Origin of the sequence: Streptomyces sp. NPDC051172 (genome assembly GCF_040682555.1) — a bacterium.
In the GTDB taxonomy this organism is placed as follows: domain Bacteria; phylum Actinomycetota; class Actinomycetes; order Streptomycetales; family Streptomycetaceae; genus Streptomyces.
This window is the reverse complement of record NZ_JBFBBE010000006.1, coordinates 141,460-162,967: the sequence shown is the minus strand read 5'-3', so window position 1 is coordinate 162,967 and position 21,508 is coordinate 141,460. Positions and strand designations below refer to the sequence as shown.

Sequence of the window (21,508 nt, the reverse complement as noted above, 5' to 3'; positions counted from 1 at the left end):
ACCTTCACCACGGTCGATGTGCGGGACGTGGCCGACGCGCACGTCGCCGCGGCCGAGAGGCCGGACGCACACGGGCGTTACATCGTCGCGGCGCAGCGGATGACGTCCTCCCACGAGATGGCGCGGATCATTCCGGGGCAGCATCCGAGGAATGTGCGGCAGCCGCGAACCCGCATTCCACACGGGCTAGTTCGCATCCTCGGCCCTGCTCTCGGGGTCACCCAGGACTACATCCGGGGGCACCTCGGCATCAGGTTCCGGGTCGACAACAGCCGTAGCGTGCGGTGGTTGGGGATCGCCTACCGGCCCGCCGAGGAGACCCTGCTGGACCACTACGAAGCGAGGCGCCCACAGCGCTCCAAGTGACGCGGGTGAGGCAAACCTCCGTCGCCCCGGCGGCGACCCGGAGGTGAAATCCCGTCCATTACGGCCTCTGAGCCCTGCCGGCCTGACTTTCGTCACCGCCGCCCCGCCTCCCCCACCACCCCCCTCAACCGCTGGGCCCTGAGCACCAGTTCCAGCTCGAAGCGGCGGTCCGGGTCGTCGATCTCGTCGCCCCACAGCTCGCGGATCTGGCGGAGGCGGTAGCGGACGGTCTGGGGGTGGACGCCCAGCCGGGCAGCCACCTCCGGGGCCCCGCCTCGCGTCTCCAGCCAAGCCAGTAACGTTTCAGCAAGCCGGCGCCCGTGCGCCGGGCCGCAGTGGGCGAGCGGGGCCAGACAGCGCAGCGCCAGGTCGTCGATGAGTTCCTCGGGCTGCAGCAGGACCAGGGCCTCGGTGTGTTCCGTGCAGTACAGGACGTCCCCGGCGGGCAGCAGCCCCCGTTCCATCAGGCCTACGGCCGCCTCGGCCCAGCGCAGCGACTTCCCCGCGTCGGACAGGGGTACGGGCGGCCCGATCGCCCCGGACCAGCCGGTCAGCGCGCGGTGCAGCAGTTCGGGGCGGCCGGCCGCGTCGGGTTCGGGGACGACCATGCGGGGCTGCTCGTACTCCATGTCGAGCAGCACGCCCTCTCCCACGGCGGGTGCGACCGCCTCGCGGGCCGGGCGCAGCAGCACGCCCACCGCGACCTTGCGCGGCAGCGTCCAGCCGACCCGGGCGGCCCGTTCGGTCAGCGCGTCCGCCGGGTCGCCCCGGTGGTGTTCGGCGAGCAGCAGTTCCATCAGCCGCCGCTGGAGCCTCAGCCGCTCCCCGGCCTGCCTGGCCGCCGCCTCCGCATAGCCACGCACCGACTGGTCGACCAGGCCGTCCAGGTACTCGTAACCCGCGTCGACGAGTTCGTACATCGCGGGCGGCGGGATCTCGACCCGCTGCCCGATCTCGGCGAAACGGCGCCAGGCCAGGCGTACGCCCATCCGGTAGATCGCCTGCAGGGAGTCCAGTGAGCGGCCGTGCAGGCCCTCGCCTCGGCCGAAGTCCTGGAAGACGCCCGGCGGGACCGTCGGGCGGCCCTCCGACTGCTCCAGGTGCTGGACGAAGACCTCGATGGCGCGGCGGATGCCGACCATGGCCTTCGGCTCGCCCGACTCGTCGAGGACCACGGGCAGGTGCGGGTACTCGCGGCGGATCTCGCGCAGGATCTCCTCGGCGAGCGCGGGCGCCTCGGCCATGGCGAGGGCGGCGAACCGGCGGACCTGGAGACGGGGGACGTCGCGCCAGGCCGAGCGGGCGGTGACGGCCGGTGAGTGAGCGGGCGTCACCGGTCAACTCCCTTGCCCGGCTTGCTCGTACGTGATCAAGGGGGTGTTGGGCTGGGCGGGCGTCGCATCGAGCAGCGCGACGATGCCGAGCGCGGCGCCCACGGCGAGTGCGGCGGCGGCCACGACGGTGAGAAGGGCAGCGAGCAGTCTGGACATCGCAGGGTCAGCCTCTCTGTCCGGAGGTCGTCCCACCCCGGTGCCCCCACCCCTGCCTGTCGGCCCCAGTTTCGACAAGCATTGACACCCCGTCAAGAGCAGCCTACGGTTCCCGGCCCAAGGCCCTGTCTACTCGCCAGTCCGGCGTCGCGGGCCAGAGCGGCCCCAACTCCGTCATCCCTCCCCCTGGAGTGTCCGGATGCGCCGTACAGCCTCCCCCCTTTCGCTGATCCTGCTGGGACTCGGCACGTTTCTGCTGGTCCTGGCGCCGATGCTGGCCTGGTACGTCGAACCGCGGGCCGCCGTGAACCCGATCGACATCGACACCACAGCCGTCTACAGAGGCACCGGAAGCTACTTCGACACCGACCAGATCCAGACAGTCCACGACAAGCGGATCACGGTCACCCAGCAGGTGCGCGGCAATGTCGCGGACAGCGAGAAGAGCGGGCGGGCGGTGTGGGACGTGACGACGACGGTCGACACGGACAAGTCGCTGCCGGCCGCCGATCCGCACGACGCGCTGGAGTTCTTCCTCAACCGCTGGGTGACGAACCGCCACACCAACCAGCCGGTGCACTGCTGCAAGGAGAACCCGTACTTCGAAGGTGACGCCTATCTGAAGTTCCCGTTCGACGTGCGCCGAAAGTCGTACCAGTGGTGGGACAACTCACTTGGTTCTACCGTCACTTTGCATTACTCCGGTACCAAGAAGATCCAGGGATACCGGGGTTACCGCTTCACCGGCACCGTCCCGCCGTCGAAGATCGGGACGCGGCTGGTCCCCGGCACCATCGTCGGGCAGAAGAACAAACCGCAGGTCCTCGCCGAGGAGTGGTACTCCAACCACGGTATCGAGTTGGTCGTCGACCAGCGCACCGGCCGGGTGCTCTACGCCCAGGTCGGCCCGCGGCGCACCCTGCGGGCGCCGGGCGCCGAGAAGGATGCGGTGGTGCTGCTGGACAGCCAGAAGCTGGCGTTCACCACCGCCACGCAGAAGGACCAGGTGAAGCTGGCCAAAAAGGAGAGCGGCCGGCTGCTCATGGTGGGGCAGACGTTGCCGATTACCGCCGCTGTGGCCGGATTCGTACTGGCGGTAGTGGGTGCGGTTTTGGTGGTACGAGGACGGAAGCGTCCAGATTCACCCGAGATACCCCGGACTTCACAGGCTTAGCTCACGATGTGACATGACGTCAGTTCTAATAAGGCGGAAATTTGTCACCCCGGTGAGTAGCCGTGGCGAACGGCTGGGCGAAAACTGTCCAACCCCACCCAAGCACAACGTGTCCACACCCCCCGCCCATGAAGAGCTCAGTCCCCCCACAGCAAGTCCGGAAAGCCACTGCTGAGTTCCGCACCCTGAGACGAGTTGGAGCACCCATGCCCCAGCACGTGCCATCCCCGCTGCGCACCACGCACCCCTGGCCTCCGCAGCACCCCTCGGCGCTCCCCCCACAACCGCGCCGAATCGTTTTCCTCGCCCACCGGGATCTCGACAATCCGGCGGCCGGCGGCTCGGAGCTGCTGGTCGACCGGCTCGCCGACGGACTGACCGACCTGGGCCACCAGGTGACCCTGATCTGCGGGGGGCCCGCGGCCTTCCGGGACTACCGGGTCGTGTCGGCCGGCGGCGAGTTCGGCCACTATCTGCGTGCGCGTTCCGCCTTCGCCCGTCAGGTCGGCGAGACCGATCTGCTGGTCGAGGTCTGCAACGGCATGCCGTATCTCGCACCACTCTGGCACCACGGCCCCACCCTGTGTCTGGTCAACCACGTCCACTCCGACCTGTGGAAGATGCGGTTCGGCGGGCCCCTCGCGCCGGCCGCGCGGATCGGCCGAAGACTCGAGCAGTGGGCGCTGACCGGTGCGCAGCATCGCAGCCTGCTGGTTGCGGTCTCCCCCTCGACCGCGCATGCCCTGCGGGGGATCGGTGTCTCGCGGGACCGGATCCGTGTGGTGCACAACGGCGTGGAGGAGCCCGGACCGCGTGCCGACCGGTCGGCCGAGCCGCTGTTCGTGGCCGTCGGCCGGCTCGTCGAGTACAAGCGGATCGATCTGCTGCTGAGGCTTTGGGAGCGGGTGCGGCCGGTGACCGGCGGTCGGCTCGTCATCGTCGGTGACGGGCCCGAGCGGGGGCGGCTGGAGCAGCTTGCCGGGCCCGGCGTGGAGTTCGTGGGGCACGTCTCGGAGGCGGAGAAGCACCGGCTGTTGTGTGCGGCCTGGTTGTTGCTGCATCCGTCTGCGGTGGAAGGGTGGGGGTTGGTGGTCACCGAGGCTGCGACCCGGGAGACGCCGACCATTGCCTTTGATGTGCCGGGGCTGCGGGATTCCGTCGTGGACGGGGAGACCGGGGTGCTGGCGCACGGGGAGTCTTCGTTTGCGGCTGCCTGGTGCACGCTTGCCCTGTCCGGGCATCGGCGGGAGTTGATGGGGAAGGCTGCCCGTGACCGGGCGGCGCGGTATCGGTGGCACCGGACGGTGAGACAGTTTCGGGCGGTGGCTGCGGAGGCTCTGCGGGGCTGGGCTCCGTGAGTCGGCTGCGGGTGCGTCGTGGCTTGTCGCGCGCACGCGGCGGTAGCCGCATATTCAAAGCAGCCCCGCGCCCCTCTTGGGGCGCTCCGGTGCCCGGCGGTTTCAAAGATCCCTCCTTCCGACGTTCCCTTGCCCTCTTCCGTGCCTTTCGGCACGAACAGGACGACCCCGAGTCCTGTTACGAGTTGCTCGCCCGTGACGCTGCCGATCAGGTCGAGGCCTACGACGGGCCTGTCGTCGGTCGTACCGTCGTGGACGTCGGCGGTGGTGGCGGGTACTTCACGGAGGAGTTCAGGAGGCGGGGCGCCCAGGCCTACCTCTTCGAGCCGGACGTGCGGGAACTCGGGGAGAAGCCGCTCGAAGGGGCCGTGATCGCCGACGGGTATCTGTTGCCGTTGCGGGACGGCGCCGCCGACGTGACGTTCTCCTCCAACGTGCTGGAGCATGTGTCCGATCCGCAGACGTTCCTCAGTGAACTCGCCCGGGTGACGCGGCCCGGTGGGCTGATCTATGTGTCGTTCACCAACTGGCTGTCCCCGTGGGGCGGTCACGAATGGGCGCCGTGGCACTACCTCGGTGCCGGGCGGGCCCGTGCCCGCTACCGGCGGCGTACCGGAAAGCCCGCCAAGCACACCCTCGGCGAGAACCTCTTCGCCGTGCACATCGGCGCCACCCTGCGGCAGGTGCGCGCCCGCGACGACGTCACGGTCGTCTCGGCGCGCTCCCGCTACTGGCCCTTCCTCGCGGAGACCGTCGTGAAAGCGCCGGGGATACGTGAGGTGGCCACCTGGAACCTCCTCCTCATCCTCCGGCGGTGTCCCCCATGACGACCACGGTCCAGGCCCCTCCGCCGGCAGCCGTCCACACCACCGCGGCCACCTCGGGCCCGCCGGAGGGCCCCCGGTCGCGGCGCTGGCTGGTGGGGTTCTGGGCCGTGGCGTTGCTGCTGTTCCTGGTGGTCCACCCGGGGCGGCAGACCTTCGACACCAAGCTGGGCGTGACGGTCGACCCGGGTGCCTTCTTCTCCGGCCTGGGGCAGCTGTGGAACGACCAGGGCAGCTTCGGCGGGATCCAGGACCAGTACGCCGGCTATCTGTGGCCGATGCTGCCGTTCTACTGGCTGTGTCACGCGGTCGGTCTGCCCGTGTGGCTGGCGGAGCGGCTGTGGATGTCGTTGATCGTGTCCGTCGCCTTCTGGGGTGCGCTGCGGCTGGCCGAGCGGCTGCGGGCGGGGAGCAGTGGGGCGCGGCTGCTCGCGGGGGTCGCGTATGCGCTGTGGCCCGTCTTCACCATCGTCGTCGGGTCGACGTCCGCGGCCGCGCTGCCCGGTGCCTTTCTGCCCTGGGTGCTGCTGCCGCTGACGAACGAGCGGTACAGCGCCCGGGTCGCCGCCCTGCGCTCGGCGCTGGTCGTCCCCTTCATGGGCGGCGTCAACGGCGCCTCCACGCTGGCCTCGCTGCTGCCGGTCGGGCTGTATCTGCTCTCCCGCCCGCCCGGGCCACGGCAGCGCAAGCTGATCGCCTGGTGGGTGCCGGGTGTGATCGTGGCGACCGCCTGGTGGTGGGTACCGCTGCTCATGCTCGGGGTCTACGGCGAGAACTTCCTTCCGTACGTGGAGAGTTCGCAGACCACGACGGCCACCATGTCCGCTACGGAGGCGCTGCGCGGGGCCGGTAACTGGGTCGCCTATCTGCACTTCGGGCAGGCCTGGCTGCCGGCCGGGTGGACGGTCGCCGCGTCGGTGATCGTCGTCGTGTGTTCGGCGCTCGCCGCCGGGCTCGGTCTCGCGGGGCTCGCGAGACGGGACATGCCCGAGCGACGGTGGCTGGTTCTGACCGTGATCTCCACGGCTCTGGTGCTGCTCGCCGGATACGGCGGCGCGTTCGGCGCACCCTTCCACGGGGTCGTGCAGGACTGGCTGAACGGCGGGCTCGTTCCCTTCCGGAACATCTACAAGTTCCAGACGGGGCCGGCTCTGGCACTGGTGCTGGGGCTCGCGCACGTGGTCGGGATCGCGGCCGAGCCGCGGGGTGCCCGGCGGGTGCGTGGGCGCCGGTTCGCCCCACTGGTCGCTGCGTTGCTCATCCTGCCGGGACTGCTGTGGCCGTACCTCAACGGCTCGATCCTCAACCCGGGGTCGTTCCAGGAGCTCCCCAAGTACTGGAAGACCACGGCCGGTTGGCTGGAGAAGTACTCCCCCGACTCCCGCGCTCTCGTCGTCCCGGCCACCTCGCACGGCATCTACACCTGGGGCTCCCCCATCGACCAGCCCCTCGACGTCCTCGCCAAGTCCCGCTGGGCACAAAGGGATTACGTCCCCTTCGGCACCCCAGGCAACCGGCGCGCCATGGACGCGGTGGAGGACGCGCTGGCCTCCGGGAGCGACGTGCCGGGGCTTGCCGACTACCTGAGCCGGGCGGGGATCTATTACGTCCTCGTACGCAACGACCTCGATCCCGACCAGATCGGCTCCGTGCCGACCACGACGGTGAAGCGGACCCTGGAGCAGTCGGGGTACGTCCGGGTGACCGGGTTCGGGCCGGTCATGACCGGCGGCCGGATCGCCCATGACGCTCCGCTGCAGGTGGAAGGGCTCTATCCGCGGCAGCGGGCGGTCGAGGTCTACGAACCCACGGACAAGGACGTCCCGCGACCGGGCCAGGCCCATCTGCTGCCCGTCTCCGACACCGCGGTCGTCTCCGGCGGGCCCGAGGCCCTGCTGCCGCTCGCCTCCGAGCTGCGCGGCCGTGCGACCGTGCTGACCGGCGACAACCACCCCGGGCTCGGCTCCCCGCCGCTCCAGGTGGTCGGCGACGGACTGCGCCGCGCGGACACGCGGTTCGGGCTGGTCAGCGGCAACACCTCGTACACGTACACCAGTTCCGAGCGGAACGCGCCGGACGCCGTACAGGATGCGGGGAAGCAACCGCACCAGATCCTGCCGGCCAAGGGGCTCGACCACCAGACGGTGGCCCAGCTGCGCGGCGCCCGCTCGGTGACGGCGTCCTCCAGCGGCAACTGGCTCTTCCACCTCCCGCAGTACGACCCGGTGAACGCCTTCGACGGCAACCCGGACACCGCCTGGGCGGAGGGCGCACCCGGCTCGGCGGACGGGCAGTGGCTGCGGATCGGCTTCACCGGCTCGTACGACATGCCGTCCTCGTTCAAGGTGACCCCGCTGCCGCAGCAGAGCGTGCGGTCGGCCGCGACGAAGGTGCGGGTGGAGACGGAGAAGGGGGCCAGGACCAGTTTCCTGCGGCCGAACGGCCAGACGCAGAGCATCAAGGCACCCGCGGGCGCGACCAGTTGGATGAAGCTGACGATCGTCGACTCGGTGGAGCGCCGCTCGGGTCTGACGGGTGCGGGCTTCTCCGAGATCGCCCTCCCGCACGTCCAGGTGACCCGGCTGCTGCGGCTGCCGACGGACGCGGACGACTCCGACGCCGCCGCCACGCTGATCTCCCTGCACCGCACCCCCGACCCCACCGGCCTCTCCGCGACCGGCACCGAGGCGGGCCTGCACCGGCGCTTCACCACGGCCACGGCAGGGACGTACGAGGTGAAGGCGGGCGCCGTGCCGGTCAGCGGCGAGGCACTGGACAAGCTGCTGTACGAGGTCGCGCCCGACCAGCAGAACCGCATCGTCGCCACCGCCGACTCCACGGCGGCCCTCGGCGCGGGCCTGTCGGCGCGCAACCTCACCGACGGTGATCTGACCACGGCGTGGATCGCGGGCGACCGGCCGACGATCCATCTGAGCTGGAGCGGCAAACAGCCGGTGGGGGAGATCGTGCTGGCGCCCGCGGGCGGCCTGTCCACCCGTCCCACGCAGGTGGCCATCAGCTCCCCCGACGGCGCGACCATCGCCGGCGTCGACGAGAACGGCGTGGCCCGCTTCGACCCGATCACCACCGACCACCTGGACATCACGATCACCCAGACGGCACCCCTGACCCTGCACAACCCCGTCGCCGACGAGGACCTGCAGCTCCCGGTGGGCCTGAGCGAGGCGTACATCCCGGCGCTCGACCAGTACCGCACCCCGCAGCCCAGCAGCTCCCGCGCCTTCTCGCTGCCGTGCGGGCAGGGGCCGGACGTGGCGGTGGACGGCAAGCTGTACCAGACCAGCGCGAAGGGGACGGTACGGGATCTGACGGAGCGCCGGACGGTCGAGGTGACGCTCTGCCGGCAGGGCCGGGACGACGGCGAGGTGGAGCTGGCAGCCGGTACGCACCGCGTCGAGGCCGGGGACGCCGGACCGCTCACCCTCACCGATGTGACCCTGACCCGCGGCCCGGTCACCGAAGCCACCGCTGTGGAACGGCAGTTGACGATACGGGACTGGCTGGGCGACCGCCGCGAGGTGACGGTCGGCTCCGGGGCGGCCACGTATCTGACGACGTACGAGAACTACAACGACGGCTGGAAGGCCACCCTGGGCGGCAAGGAGCTGACCCCGGTCCGCCTCGACGGCTGGCAGCAGGGCTGGCGGATCCCGGCCGGGGCGGGCGGCACCGTCAAGCTGTCGTACGAGCCCGCGACGACCTACGAGGGCGGGCTGATCGGCGGCGCGGTGGGCCTGGCGGTCCTGGTCGGACTGGTCGTCTGGCGCCGCCGCTCGCCGAACCCCGACCTGCCGCAGCCGGTACCGCCGCTCCCCGGGCTCTGGCTCGGCACGGTGGCCCTGACCGTGGTGGGCGTGCTGATCGCCGGATGGTTCGCGCTGCTGGTACCGGCGCTGGCGCTGCTGGCGCACCGGCGGCACGCGCTGCTCGTGCCGGTCGCGTTCGTCGCCCTCGCGGGGGCCGGGATCGCGGCGGCCACGGGGGCCGGGGAACCCGTCGGCGCGGGCGGGGGCGCCTTCGGCCACACGGCCCAACTGCTCGCGCTGATCGGGCTGTTCGCGGGCGTGGTGAGCGTACGGGAGCCCGACGAGGGACCGGGCTCGACGGCGGTGCTGCCGCCGGCGCCGGGCTCCGAGGCACCCACCCGACCACTCCCACAGCGGCGCCGGGGCGTGACCGGACCGGTACCCGAGGGCGAGACCCCGCCGCCCCCGCCCCCCGACGCCGGGCCGACCGTCTCGGCACGCGGCCCCGGCGGGCCCGATCCCGACCCGCCGACCGCACGGATCCAGTTCCGCAAACCGAAGTTCCGGCCGACTCCGACCGAGCAACCGGAAGCCCCCAGGGGGAGGGACGAACCCACGTGACCGCACTCCAGCACCCCGCCCGCGCCGACGGCCCTGCGGCCCGACCGCCGGCCCGCATCCCCTTCCCCGTCGTCGACGAGGTCGCCCGGCACTGCCTTCAGGAGGAGGAACCGGAAACGGTCCACATCGAGGTCCACCTACCGGGCCGCCTGGACCGCGACCGCCTCCGCACAGCCTTCGCGGAGGCCCTCCACCGCCACCCCCGCGTCCTGATGCGCGAGGCCTCGGGCCCCTGGTACCGACGCCGCTACGAGTGGGAACTGACGGCGGCCCCGGACACGGAGGTGGTGACCTTCCCGCCAACGGGCCCGTCGGCGTTGCGGGACGCCCGGACACGGGCCCTGACGACGGCACCACCGCTGACCTTGTCACCGCCGATACGGCTGGAGGTGGTGGAGGGGGCGGGGCCGGCGGAGGGCAGCGAGGCGTCGGACGCCGTGGCGGCACCCCGCAAGCGCGGGCCGGCGAACCCACCCCCCGGCAAGAGCGCCTCCGGCGCCGTACAAGGCACCGGAACCGGCACCGTCCTCTTCCTCACCATCAACCACACGGCCCTGGACGGCCCCGCCTGCCTCCGGGTCCTGGCCACCGCGGCCGAGATCTACAGCGGCAAGGACAACTCCCCCGCCGCACCCCCCACACGCCCACCCGGCAGGACTCCGCAGGACCCCGTCGACACCCCGTCCAATTGGTCCCCACCCGCCAGGCTGGCCCAAGGCACCCCCGAACCCTCCCCCGGCAACGGCATGCTCGTCACCGAACTCCCCCTCCCCCACCGCCCCAAGGGCTCCCCCTACACGGTGAACGACCAGCTCATGGTCACCACAGCCCTCACCATCGCCCACTGGAACAGAGAACACGGCGCACCGCCCCGCCCCCTCCGCATCACCATGCCCGTGGACGACCGCCCCCGAGACGCCACCATGCCCATCGGCAACGGCACCCGCCTGGTCGAAGTCCCTTTCTCCCCCGAGGAATTGGCCGCCCACGACCCCACCGCCATGCCCGCCCTGCTGCGCCGCACGGCAACCCGCACACGCGCCCTCAAGTCCCTCCCCCGCCCCCAACTCGGCCACGGCGCAGCTTTCCTCACCGCCCCCGTCACCCCCGTGGCCTGGCGCGCCGCCCTCACCCGTGGCCTGCGCAGAGCAGCCGCCCCCTGGACGTCGACGACACTCCTCAGCAACATCGGCCGCATCCCGTACCCCCTCGACTTCGGCGAGGAGGCGGGCCGCGCGCACGCGGTCTGGTTCTCGGCGCCGGCCCGTATGCCCCGCGGCCTCACCGTCACCACCGCCTCCACCGCGGGCCGCCTCCATCTCGCCCTGCGCTGGTCCCGCGCCCTGCTCGGCCACGGCGACGGCGCACACCTCCGCGACCTGTTCGAGCACTATCTGCACTCCACGGAGGTGACCCCGTGAACGCGACCACCGCCCCCGTGCACCGCCCGGACCTGCGTGACTTCTACGAGGACCCCGCCGTACCGGTCGCCTCCGGCACGCCCCGCAGCCTCCGGCAGGCCCGGATGCTGGCCGCCGCGCTCGGCCCGGCGGCCACGGGCCCACCCCGCACCATCCTCGACATCGGCTGCGGCGACGGCACCGCGGCCGCCACCGCGGCCCCGCTGCTGACCGGCCACCGCATCATCGGCGTCGACTGGTCCCAGGACGCCCTGAAACGGGCCCGCACCCACCTGTCGTACGCCATCCGCGGCGAACTCACCGACGGCGGGCTCCCGTTCAAGTCCGGCTCCGCCGACGCCGTGCTGTTCAGCGAGGTGATCGAGCACCTGGTCGACCCGGACGCCGCCCTCGACGAGATCCGCCGCATCCTGCGTCCGGGCGGCCACCTGATGCTCTCCACCCCGAACCTGGCCGCCTGGTACAACCGAGCCCTGCTGCTGGCGGGCGTACAGCCCGTCTTCTCCGAGGTCAGCCTGCGCGCGATCCACGGCCGCCCGGGCACGGAGGTCGTGGGACACCTGCGGCTGTACACCGCCCGCGCGCTACGGGAGTTCGTCGCCGCGTCCGGCTTCGAGATCGTGGACGTCAAAGGCGCCCCCTTCCACGGCGTACCCCGGCCGCTGCGTCCCCTCGACCGCCTGGCCTGCTCCAGACCCTCGCTCGCCTCGATCCTTCTCCTGCACGCACGGAAGACAAAGACGTAGAGGGGGCACGTCATGTGGTGGGGAGTGGCCGCGGCGCTGCTGGCGAACACCCTGTACAGCCTCGGTTTCGTCCTGGAGAAACGGGCGCTCACCGCGCTGCCCGAGGTGACCATCCGCAACCCCGCCCGGCTGCTGAGACTGGTGCTGGGCAGTCCGCTGTGGATCGGCGGCTCCCTCGCCCTCGCCTCCGGTTTCGGCGCACAGCTCGTCGTGTACCGGACGCTGCCGATCGCCGCCGCCCAGGGCATCTTCGTCTCCGGTCTGGTGCTTCTCGTCCTGCTCTCCGCCCGGCTGCTGGGCGAGGAGACGACCGGGCGGGAACGGTATGCGCTCGGTGCGATCCTCGCCGCGCTGCTGATGGTCGTGCTCTCCCTCAAGGAGGGCTCGGACACGGTCAGCCGCAGCGCCCCCTACCAGCTGATCCTGCTGGTGTGCGTGCCGTCACTGGCGGGCGGTGTGTGGCTGTACGGCGCCGCGGAGCGACGCACCCGGCACCGCCACCGCGCACCGACGACGGGCGTGGAGTACGGAGTGGCCGTCGGCCTGCTGTACGGGGTCAGCTCGCTCGCCATCAAGGGCGTGTCGAGCTACCTGACGTCGAGCGGGCTGGGCGGTGCGGTGGCCGGCCTGCTCAAGTCCCCGTATCCGTATCTCCTCCTCTTCACCGGCGCGTTCGGTCTGGTGATGTCGCAGGCCGCGCTGCAGCGCTGCCGGGCCTCGCTGATCGTGCCGGTGTGCACGACGGTGACCTGCCTCTACACGGCCGTACTCGGCACCCTCTCCTTCGGCGAGGCGCTCCCGCACGACCCGCTGCGGCTCGCCCTGCGTCTTGCGGGCACGGTCCTCGCCGTCTCCGTCCTGCTGGCCATGCCCAAACACGACCAGCCCCCGCCTCCGACGCCTTCCCAACCCCCCGTCGCCACCAAGGAGTTGACCCCTCCATGAACCCCGACGACCCGCTGCTGCGGATCCTGGCGTGCCCGCTCGACAAGGGCCCGCTGCACCTCGTGAGGCCGGACGGCCCGGCCGTCCCCGAGGCGCTGTACAACCCGCGCCTGCACCGCCGTTACCCGATCGTCGACGGCATCCCGCAGCTGCTGCCGTCGTCCGGGGAGCAGGTGTCGGACGACGAGCACGAGGCCTTGCTGAAGCGGATGGCCCAGTGACCGTGACCCCGCCCCGCACCCTGGCCGCCCGACTGGCCCCGCTCCTGCCCGTCCGCGTGGTGGCCGCCGCCGCCCGCGCGGTCTACCCGCGCTTCGAACCCGAGCTGGCCCGGCTCGCCGACCTGTGCCCGCCCGGCTGCGGCACCGCCGTGGACGTAGGCGGCTGGTACGGCCCCTGGACCCGGCGCCTGGCCACCCGCTCCCGCCAGGTGGTGACCGTCGAACCGGTCCCCCATCTGGCCCGCCTGCTCACCTCCGCCGCCCCGCCGAACGTCCGTGTCGTCCAGGCCGCCGCCTCCGACCGCCCCGGCACCGCCCGGCTGTGGCTCCCGCCGGACGACGCGGGCGACCGGGGCGTGTCCTCGCTGGTCCGCCGCGACATCCACGCCCGGGCCCTGCACGTCCCCTGTGTCACCCTCGACGAACTCGGCCTGCGGGACGTCGGCTTCATCAAGATCGACGTGGACGGCAACGAGCTCGCGGTGCTGCGCGGCGCCACGGGCCTGCTGGCCCGCGACCGCCCGGCCCTCTTCGTCGAACTGGAGTCCCGGATCCAGCCGGTCACACCGGTCGTCACCTACCTCTCCCTCCTGCGCTACGAGGGCTGGGTGCTGCCCGGCGACACCTGGATCCCGCTGTCCCGCTTCCCCCTGGAGGCCCATCAGGCAACCGCCTCGCACGTCGTCGCCCAGGGCCTGCTGGGCCGCGTCCTGCCCTTCCGCAAGCACCCGCGCTACGTCAACTCGGTCCTCTTCCTCCCGGACGGCCGCCGTCCGGGCGCCGACACGGTGGGCCACCATGGTTCCCATGCCGTCCGCCAAGCGCCCCGCTAGCCGCCCCTTCACGCCCCTCGACTTCCAGCTGGTCCTGCTGCGCCGCATGGCCGACCACAACCCGGACCTGGTGGAGGACGCCCGCCGCGCACTGGGCGTCTCCATCGCCGACATGAGGGAGGCCAACAGGCGGTGGCAGGCGATGCTGCACTCGCCACACTCCCGAGCCGCCGCCACGCGGTACCGCTCGATCCTGGGCGCCCCCGAGTCGACGATCACCCGCAAGGTCGGCGACCTGGACTGCGAGGCCCTCCTCTGGCCCGTTCCCCTCTGGCCCGACCTGCGCTTCGAAGTACTCCTCGCCCCGAACGGCGCCGTCTGGAACGAATGGCTGGTCCGCGCCCCGGGCACCCCCGGCCCGACCCTGCGCACCCTCGACGACCTCACCCCCTGGTCCTGCACCGTCGACGAGGCAGCCCGCGCCTTCGCCCCCGCCCGGCCCCTGGAGGGCACGGCACCCACGCGGTGGGGGCTGGCGTTCACGGCGCCGGACGGGAAGGGGGTGCGGCGGGAGGTGACCGCCGAGTTCTCCTGGGGGTTGTTGCAGCGGGTGGCGGTCAGCGACCGGTCGCCGTCGCCAGAATCGCGTCCCTGACCACCGCCACCGACCCGGGATGCAGACCGAGGAACAGATTCGGCTCGACCAGCTCCAGCTCCATCAGCCGCGGCTCCCCGTCCGCTCCGTCGACGAGGTCCACGCGCGCGTACAGCAGCTCGGGGGCATCCGGAACGGCAGCCAACGCCCGTTCCGCGACGGCGAGTTCGGCCTGGGTCGGGGTCCACGGGACCAGGTCCGGGTGGGCCACCTTGGTGGCGTCGTAGGCCGTGCCCGGTGCCAGTACGGCGCCCTTGCGGATGGCGTGCAGGAAGCGGCCGCCGAAGAACTGCAGGGCCCGCTCGCCGCTGACGTCGATGCCGGACAGATACGGCTGGACGATCGCGGTCAGCCCCTCCTCGTGCATGCGCGCGAGGTGCCGTACGGCCGTGTCGTGGTCGTCCGGTGTGTAGCGGGCGGCGTACCGGGCGCCCGCGCCGGAGGTCGGCTTGACGACGTACTCGTGGTCGTCGGGCAGGTCGGGGGCGTCGCCGGGCGCGAGATACCGGGTGGGGACCACCGGTACTCCCGCCTCCGCCAGGTCCCCGAGGTACCGCTTGTCGGTGTTCCAGCGCACGACCTCGGCCGGGTTGGCCAGCCGGGTGACCGCGGTGCACTTCTCGGCCCACGCCACGAATTCCTCCGCCCGCCAGCTGTAGTCCCAGGTGGACCGGATGACGACGAGGTCGAAGCCGCTCCAGTCGGTGTCGGGGTCGTCCCACGGGACGGCGACGGCCTCGGCTCCGGCGTCCCGCAGAGCCTGCACCAGCACGGGCAGGTCGCGGTCCTTGCTCGGCTGCGCGCCGGGGTCGTAGGTGGCGAGTGCGACTCGGGGCACGGCGGACTCCAGTTCGTAGGTCATACGGCGGTCAATCGTTCCGCAGGCTAACCACGGTCCCCGCAACCGAAGCAACCGGATTGACCTTCCCCCTCGGTGAAGCCGCAGCATCGGTGACAGGAACACGGAGAGGACTGCCGGATGCGCAGGGACATCCTCACGATCGGTGCGTTCGCACGGGCCTGCCGGCTCTCGCCGAAGGCTCTCCGCCTCTACGACGAGCTGGAGCTGCTGCGCCCCGCCCGGGTCGACCCGCACACCGGCTACCGCTACTACGCCCTCGGACAGCTGGAGCAGGCCCGGCTGGTGGCGTGGCTGCGGCGGCTGGGCATGCCGCTGGCCCTGATCCGGGAGGTGTGCGCTCTCGATCCGGTGGCCGCCGCCCGGGAGATCCGCGCGTACTGGGCGCGGGTGGAGGCCGAGACGGCGGTACGGCGGGATCTCGCCGCGTTCCTCGTGGATCACCTGACGGAAGAAACCAGGAAGGACACCACCATGCTGGAACTGCGTTACTTCGCCCACTCCGACCGCGGCCGGGTGCGGCCCGCCAACCAGGACACGGCGTATGCGGGCACGCGTCTGCTCGCCGTCGCCGACGGCTTCGGGCCGGCCGGTGCGCCCGCGAGCAGCGCGGCCGTCGAGGCGCTCAGGTTCCTGGACACTCAGGAGGTGCCGGCCGGCAGTGTGCTCAACCTCCTGGAGGACGCCGTGCAGGGCGCGACCGAGGCGGTCCGGGACGCGACGGACGACCCCGACTCGAACGGCACGACCCTCACCGCCCTGCTCTGGACGGGCTCCCGCCTCGCCCTCGTCCACATCGGCGACTCCCGCGCCTATCTGCTGCGCGACGGGGAGCTGTTCCGCATCACCCACGACCACACGGTGGTCCAGTCGCTGATCGACGAGGGCCGGCTGACCGAGGAGGAGGCCACGGCCCATCCGCAGCGCACCCTCCTGCTCAAGGCCCTCGGCACCGGCACCCCGGACCTGCGTCTGCACGACGCCGCCCCCGGCGACCGCTACCTCCTGTGCTCGGACGGTCTGCCCACCGTGCTTCCCGACGCCCGTATACGAGAGCTTCTCTCCACCGGGGCCCCGGACGTGGCCGTCAGGGCCCTGGTGGACGCGGCGAACGAGGCCGGGGGCCCGGACAACGTGAGCTGTGTGGTGGCGGACGTGGTGCGGGAGGCCTCCTGATCGTCGTCGTCGGGGCGGCTGGTGTAGGAACGGGGGTGTCGTTCTGCCCTGACGGATGGAGTGCATCGCGTGTCCTCTCTCTTTCCCGCCCTCCAGAGCCCGAGCGAGCGGGTGGCTCTGCGCTTCGGCGACCGGTCCCTGACGTACGCCGAACTCGCCACCGCGACCGGTGCCCTGGCGGCCCGGCTCCCGCCCGGCGGACGGGTCGCGATCTGGGCCACGCCCACCCTGGAGACCGCGGTGGCCGCGGTGGCGGTGCTGCGGGCCGGGGCGGCCGCCGTTCCGCTCAATCCGAAGTCGGGCGGCAAGGAGCTCGGGCACATCCTGTCCGACAGTGCGCCATCGGTGGTACTGGCGGCTCCAGGTGATGAACTGCCTATGCCTGTACGGGACTTGGAGCGCATCGATGTCGACGTGGCCGGCACCGGAAGCACCGCCCTCGCCCTCCTGACCGACGACGAGGCCCCCGCCCTGATCGTCTACACCTCCGGCACCACCGGCCCGCCCAAGGGCGCCGTCCTGCCCCGCCGGGCGATCGCCACCACGCTGGACGCGCTCGCCGACGCCTGGCAGTGGACCGGCGACGACGTACTCGTGCACGGGCTGCCGCTGTTCCATGTGCACGGGCTGGTGCTGGGCATCCTGGGCCCGCTCCGGCGCGGCGGCTCCGTCCGCCATCTGGGGAGGTTCAGCACGGAGGGCGTGGCGCGCGAGCTGAACGGGGGCGCGAGCATGCTGTTCGGGGTGCCGACGATGTACCACCGGATCGCCGGGGCCCTGTCCGAGGAGCCGGAGCTGGCGAAGGCCCTCGGACGGGCGCGGCTGCTGGTCTCCGGGTCCGCCGCGCTCCCGGTCCACGACCACGAGCGCATCGAGGCCGCGACCGGACGGCGGGTCATCGAGCGGTACGGCATGACGGAGACGCTGATGAACACGAGCGTGCGGGCGGACGGCGAGCCGCGCGCGGGCACGGTGGGCGTGCCGCTGCCGGGTGTCGAGCTGCGGCTGGTGGAGGAGGACGGAACGGCGATCACGTCGTACGACGGCGAGACGGTCGGCGAGATCCAGGTGCGCGGCCCGAACCTGTTCACCGAGTACCTGAACCGGCCCGACGCCACGGCCGCCGCCTTCACCGCCGACGGGTTCTTCCGGATGGGCGACATGGCCGTCCGCGAGTCCGACGGGTACGTCCGCATCGTCGGCCGCAAGGCCACCGACCTGATCAAGAGCGGAGGTTACAAGATCGGGGCCGGTGAGATCGAGAACGCGCTTCTGGAGCATGCGGGGGTGCAGGAGGCGGCGGTCACCGGGGAGCCGGACGCGGACCTGGGTGAGCGGATCGTGGCATGGGTGGTTCCGTCGGACCCCCAATCGCCGCCCGCCGCCGAGGAGTTGGCGGACCACGTGGCGGCCCGTCTCGCCCCGCACAAGCGCCCACGCGTGGTCCACTACCTGGAGAGCCTCCCCCGCAACGACATGGGGAAGATCATGAAGCGGGCCCTGCACCGTGCCTGAGCCCCGCCTCTCCGCCCGCGAGCTGCTCGCGCTCGTCACCGACGCCTCGACCCTCACCGAACTCCCGTACCCGGCAAGGGAGTCCAGGCCCGACGGGCCCCTCGCCTGGCAGGGCTACGACGCCTCGCGCGCCCGCGCGGTCGAGCGCACCGGCGAGACGGAGTCGGTCGTGTGCGGCACGGCCATGGTCGCGGGCACTCAGGCGGTGCTGATCGCCTTCGAGTTCGGCTTCCTCGGCGGCTCGCTCGGCGAGCGGACCGGCGACCGCCTGGAGGCCGCCTACGGCCACGCCCGTGCACACCGCCTCCCGGTCGTGCCGCTGGTCGCCACGGGCGGCAGCCGTATGCAGGAGGGCATGATCGCCCTCACCCAACTCCAGCGCGTGGCCCGCCAGTCGGCACTCACCCGCGAGGCCGGCCTCCCCCAGATCGCCGTCCTCAGGGACCCCACGACGGGCGGCGGCTGGGCCACCCTCGGCGCGGGCGCAGACGTGATCCTCGCCCTGCCGGCCGCCCAGGTCGGCTTCGCGGGCTCCCGGGTACGGCCGGCGGACGCGGACCCGTCGGCGTATACGGCGGAGGCGCAGCTGGCGGCGGGGGCGGCGGACGCGGTGGTGCCGGTGGCAGACCTGCGGGAGACACTGGGGCTATGGCTCCGCCTGCTTTCGAGCCCGACGGCGCGGGAAGCGCCCCGAAGGGGCGCGGGGCTGTATCGATCAGCGGCTCCGCCGCGGGGCGCGACCAGCCACCACGGCGCCGCAGACGCCATACGACCCAACCCCGCACCACCAGCAGCGCCGCCCCCCTCCGCCCTCGGCGCCGAGGAAACGCCCACCACCGGCTGGGACGCAGTCCAACGCGCCCGCTCCCCCCAACGCCCCCGCGCCCACGCCTACTTGGACGCCTACTTCACCCACCGCGCAGCAATCCAAGGCGACCGCTCCGGCGGCACAGACACCGAGGGCATCCTCTGCGGCTTCGGCGAACACGCGGGCCGCACAGTCGCCTACGCCGCCCAGACCGGCACCCCCACCCGCCCGGCGGGCTACCGGACAGCGACCCGCCTGGTCCGGCTGGCGGACCGCCTCGGCATCCCGGTGCTGACCCTGGTGGACACCCCGGGCGCGGCCAACGACGCGGAGGCGGAACGGCTGGGCGCGGGCGCCGCGATCGCGGACCTGTTCGCCGCGGTGGCCGCCGCCCGCGTCCCGGTCACCACCCTGGTCATCGGCGAGGGCGGCTCCGGCGGCGCGCTGGCGCTGGCCGCGGCGGGCAACACCTGGGCCACACCGGACAGTTACTTCTCGGTGATCGCACCGGAGCTCGCCGCCGCGATTCTCAAACGGCCGGCACAGGAGGTCGAGGCCACGGCCGACCAGCTGCGGATCCGGCCGCAGGACCTGGTGGAGCTGGGGGTGATCCGGGGCATCGTCGGGCCCTGACCGGCAGCCCGTCCCCGCAGAACCCGGGACATCGCCAAGCACCGTCGGCAACAATGAAGTTCGGCGAGGTCACACAGCACACGGGGGAGCGAGCGGCGCCATGGACGGGTTGATGGAGTTCAGGACCGAGGACGGTGCCCGGGTGGTCGTGGAGGGCGTGCAGAGCGGGACCGGCGCCCGGCTCGTCTCCCGCGGCGGCAGTCCCGTGCTGGCCGCGCGGACTTTCGAAAGCGCCCTGGACGGGGTGCGGGCGGCGGCCGAGTCGGCGCTCAGGGTGTTCCGGGACGGTTCGCTGAGGCCCGACACCGTGGAGCTCGAGTTCGGGGTGAAGCTCAGTGCGGAGACGGGCGCGGTCATCGCGAAGGGCGCCGCGGAGGGGCATCTGGTGGTGAAGCTCAGCTGGTCGCCGGAGCAGTCCCGGCCCGCTCCGGAACCGCCGCAGGCGCCTTCCGCGGACGCCGGCCGGTCATGAGCACAGCTGCCTGGCACGCCCGTATCGAGTGCGGGAACGAGGTCGGCGCGGGTTTCCTCGTCTCCGCCCGGCGGGTGCTGACGTGTGCCCATGTCGTCAGGCAGAGCGGCGCGGCGGCCGTGACGGTGTCGTTCCCGCAGCGCATGGAGCTCGGCGCACTGTCCGCCTCGGTTGCGGTGCACGGCGGCTGGCAGGGCGCCGCGGCCGACCCGGGCGACCTGGCCGTACTGGAGCTGGACCGTGAAGTCCCGCTGGCCCCGGCCGTGTTCGCCCCGCCGGGGACCGAGCACGGCGTGCCCTCGCCGCTGCTGGAGGCCTACGGCTTCCCGGACGGCTACGACGAGGGCACGCTCGCCCAGTACCGAGCCGTGTCGAGCACGCTGATCGCCGGCGAGTGGGTGCAGCTGGAGGCCGCAACCGCGCACGGACAGCCGCTCGCCGCCGGGTTCAGCGGGGCGGCGGTGACCCTGGGGGACGGCCGGGTCGTCGGCATGGTCTCGGCGATCGCGGGCGCGAGGGACGTACGGGTGGGCCGGATGCTGCCCACCCAGGTGATGGCCCGCTACTGGCCGGAGCTCGGCGAACTGGTCCCCACGCCCGAACACCGGCCCGATGCGATGAAGCGGCTGTACACGCTGGTACGGCGGGCGGTGGCCGAGGGCGCGGACTGCGACCCGGACCGGCTGTACGTCGACGCCGTGGGCCCTTTCGGGCCGCCGCTGCCCGAGGGCGGGTTCGGGTCGCTGTGGGACGCGACCGGGTATGTGCAGTGGGAGGTGCCCGATCCCGAGGCGGCGACCCGGCTCGCCGACCGGCTCGCGGAGCTGCTCGACGCGCCGGACGGTGCCGCCGCGTCCGCCTGGTCCCCGATCCTCGTCGAGCTCGACCGCAGCGGCGCGGGCGTCGACCAGGTCACCGTGGAGGTGTCCGCCTACCGGGGCGGACAGCGGCGGCGGGTGGGCTCGCACCGGCTTCCGCGCACCGCCGTACGGGCCTACGTCCAGGAGCGCATCGACGAGGCGTTCACCCAGCTCGCCCCGGACGCGGACGAGCTGATCACGTTCGTGCTGCCCCGCGAGTGGCTCAACGAGCCGGTGGCGCAGTGGGAGTGCGGTACCGACGACTCCACACCGCTGGGCTGCGCCTATCCCCTCGTCGTGGTGGACCGGGCCCGGTACCGCAGCGGTGGCCTGCGCCACCGGCTGGCGAAGAAGTGGCAGAAGCTCGATGCCTGTCCGGGGGCGCGGCTGCACCGCGTCGAGTGCGGCACCCCGGAGCAACCGCCCAGACTGCGCAAGCGGCTGCGGGACGACGACGCCGAGCTGGCCGGCTTCGGCTTCCCGCCCGCCACCGCCCGGCGCCACTTCGAGATCGGCCTCAACACGCCCGTCCCGGTGCTGCTGTGGCCGCGCACGGGCTGCGCCGACTCCCGGCACCGCACCCCGTGCACCGGTACCGCGTTCCTCGACGAGCTCGCCGCCTCGGTCGCCGGCATTCCGCCCGCCGAACTACCTTCCCATATAAGGGAGTTGCGGGAGACCGCGGAAGCGGACGAGGACCCGGAGCAGCACTGGGCGAGGGACGTACAGCTCCTGTGGGACGATCCGCGCTGCTTCCCCGAGCCCGCCGCCAGCCTCCACTCGCCCGTCGCCTGAGCCGCCCGCCGCACCTCACGGAGAGAAGC

Annotated in this window: 18 protein-coding genes and 1 pseudogene; 16 read left to right on the top strand and 3 right to left on the bottom strand. The window is 72.4% G+C overall.

Annotation, left to right across the window (positions count from 1 at the left end; genetic code table 11):
• Positions 1 to 366 (top strand): annotated as a pseudogene (locus tag AB0N07_RS05550) (cinnamyl alcohol dehydrogenase); the annotation flags it as partial.
• Between the two features lie 92 nt (positions 367 to 458).
• Here the strand turns inward: AB0N07_RS05550 and AB0N07_RS05545 are convergent.
• Both AB0N07_RS05545 and AB0N07_RS05540 read right to left on the bottom strand, forming a co-directional pair.
• Positions 459 to 1,700, bottom strand: a complete 1,242-nt coding sequence (locus tag AB0N07_RS05545; RefSeq protein WP_365832332.1) for a helix-turn-helix domain-containing protein — start codon at positions 1,698 to 1,700, stop codon at positions 459 to 461.
• 3 nt (positions 1,701 to 1,703) lie between these two features.
• On the bottom strand, positions 1,704 to 1,856 hold the full coding sequence (locus tag AB0N07_RS05540; protein ID WP_344406642.1) for a hypothetical protein: 153 nt from the start codon (positions 1,854 to 1,856) through the stop codon (positions 1,704 to 1,706).
• Positions 1,857 to 2,055: 199 nt separating this feature from the next.
• Between AB0N07_RS05540 and AB0N07_RS05535 the strand changes: the two genes are divergently transcribed.
• From AB0N07_RS05535 to AB0N07_RS05490, 10 genes are all read left to right on the top strand, one after another.
• A complete protein-coding gene (locus AB0N07_RS05535) occupies positions 2,056 to 3,030 on the top strand; it encodes a DUF3068 domain-containing protein (protein ID WP_365832330.1) in 975 nt (324 codons plus the stop codon).
• Positions 3,031 to 3,236: 206 nt separating this feature from the next.
• Positions 3,237 to 4,388, top strand: a complete 1,152-nt coding sequence (locus AB0N07_RS05530; protein WP_365832328.1) for a glycosyltransferase family 4 protein — start codon at positions 3,237 to 3,239, stop codon at positions 4,386 to 4,388.
• A gap of 50 nt (positions 4,389 to 4,438) precedes the next feature.
• A complete protein-coding gene (locus AB0N07_RS05525) occupies positions 4,439 to 5,215 on the top strand; it encodes a class I SAM-dependent methyltransferase (RefSeq protein WP_365832376.1) in 777 nt (258 codons plus the stop codon).
• Entirely contained in the window at positions 5,212 to 9,600 is a 4,389-nt protein-coding gene (locus tag AB0N07_RS05520) for an alpha-(1->3)-arabinofuranosyltransferase family protein (protein ID WP_365832325.1), read from the top strand. The genes AB0N07_RS05525 and AB0N07_RS05520 overlap by 4 nt, the downstream gene beginning before the upstream one ends.
• Positions 9,597 to 11,021 carry a condensation protein gene (locus AB0N07_RS05515; protein ID WP_365832323.1) on the top strand — a complete coding sequence of 475 codons (1,425 nt, stop codon included), beginning with the start codon at positions 9,597 to 9,599 and terminating at the stop codon, positions 11,019 to 11,021. The genes AB0N07_RS05520 and AB0N07_RS05515 overlap by 4 nt, the downstream gene beginning before the upstream one ends.
• A complete protein-coding gene (locus AB0N07_RS05510; protein ID WP_365832321.1) occupies positions 11,018 to 11,767 on the top strand; it encodes a class I SAM-dependent methyltransferase in 750 nt (249 codons plus the stop codon). Before AB0N07_RS05515 ends, AB0N07_RS05510 begins: the two co-directional genes overlap by 4 nt.
• Positions 11,768 to 11,791: 24 nt before the next feature.
• The gene (locus AB0N07_RS05505) at positions 11,792 to 12,712 is read left to right on the top strand and encodes a hypothetical protein (RefSeq protein ID WP_365832374.1); all 921 of its coding nucleotides are present in this window, start codon (positions 11,792 to 11,794) and stop codon (positions 12,710 to 12,712) included.
• A complete protein-coding gene (locus AB0N07_RS05500) occupies positions 12,709 to 12,933 on the top strand; it encodes a Trm112 family protein (protein ID WP_115908341.1) in 225 nt (74 codons plus the stop codon). Before AB0N07_RS05505 ends, AB0N07_RS05500 begins: the two co-directional genes overlap by 4 nt.
• Before the next feature lie 2 nt (positions 12,934 to 12,935).
• Positions 12,936 to 13,766, top strand: a complete 831-nt coding sequence (locus tag AB0N07_RS05495; RefSeq protein WP_365832372.1) for an FkbM family methyltransferase — start codon at positions 12,936 to 12,938, stop codon at positions 13,764 to 13,766.
• Positions 13,732 to 14,361, top strand: a complete 630-nt coding sequence (locus AB0N07_RS05490) for a hypothetical protein (protein WP_365832319.1) — start codon at positions 13,732 to 13,734, stop codon at positions 14,359 to 14,361. The genes AB0N07_RS05495 and AB0N07_RS05490 overlap by 35 nt, the downstream gene beginning before the upstream one ends.
• Here AB0N07_RS05490 and AB0N07_RS05485 read toward each other — a convergent pair.
• A complete protein-coding gene (locus AB0N07_RS05485) occupies positions 14,324 to 15,199 on the bottom strand; it encodes a hypothetical protein (RefSeq protein WP_365832370.1) in 876 nt (291 codons plus the stop codon). The genes AB0N07_RS05490 and AB0N07_RS05485 overlap by 38 nt on opposite strands.
• Positions 15,200 to 15,340: 141 nt before the next feature.
• Between AB0N07_RS05485 and AB0N07_RS05480 the strand changes: the two genes are divergently transcribed.
• The 5 genes from AB0N07_RS05480 to AB0N07_RS05460 all read left to right on the top strand — a co-directional run bounded on the left by AB0N07_RS05480 (position 15,341) and on the right by AB0N07_RS05460 (position 21,479).
• Entirely contained in the window at positions 15,341 to 16,396 is a 1,056-nt protein-coding gene (locus tag AB0N07_RS05480; RefSeq protein WP_365832317.1) for a MerR family transcriptional regulator, read from the top strand.
• 69 nt (positions 16,397 to 16,465) lie between these two features.
• The gene (locus AB0N07_RS05475) at positions 16,466 to 17,911 is read left to right on the top strand and encodes an acyl-CoA synthetase (RefSeq protein ID WP_365832315.1); all 1,446 of its coding nucleotides are present in this window, start codon (positions 16,466 to 16,468) and stop codon (positions 17,909 to 17,911) included.
• Complete coding sequence (locus tag AB0N07_RS05470; protein ID WP_365832313.1) at positions 17,904 to 19,352, top strand: carboxyl transferase domain-containing protein; 1,449 nt, start codon at positions 17,904 to 17,906, stop codon at positions 19,350 to 19,352. Before AB0N07_RS05475 ends, AB0N07_RS05470 begins: the two co-directional genes overlap by 8 nt.
• A gap of 100 nt (positions 19,353 to 19,452) precedes the next feature.
• Positions 19,453 to 19,824, top strand: coding sequence for a CU044_2847 family protein (locus AB0N07_RS05465; protein ID WP_365832311.1), 372 nt, complete (start codon positions 19,453 to 19,455; stop codon positions 19,822 to 19,824).
• Entirely contained in the window at positions 19,821 to 21,479 is a 1,659-nt protein-coding gene (locus AB0N07_RS05460; RefSeq protein ID WP_365832309.1) for a trypsin-like peptidase domain-containing protein, read from the top strand. The genes AB0N07_RS05465 and AB0N07_RS05460 overlap by 4 nt, the downstream gene beginning before the upstream one ends.
• The last annotated feature ends 29 nt before the right edge of the window (positions 21,480 to 21,508 follow it).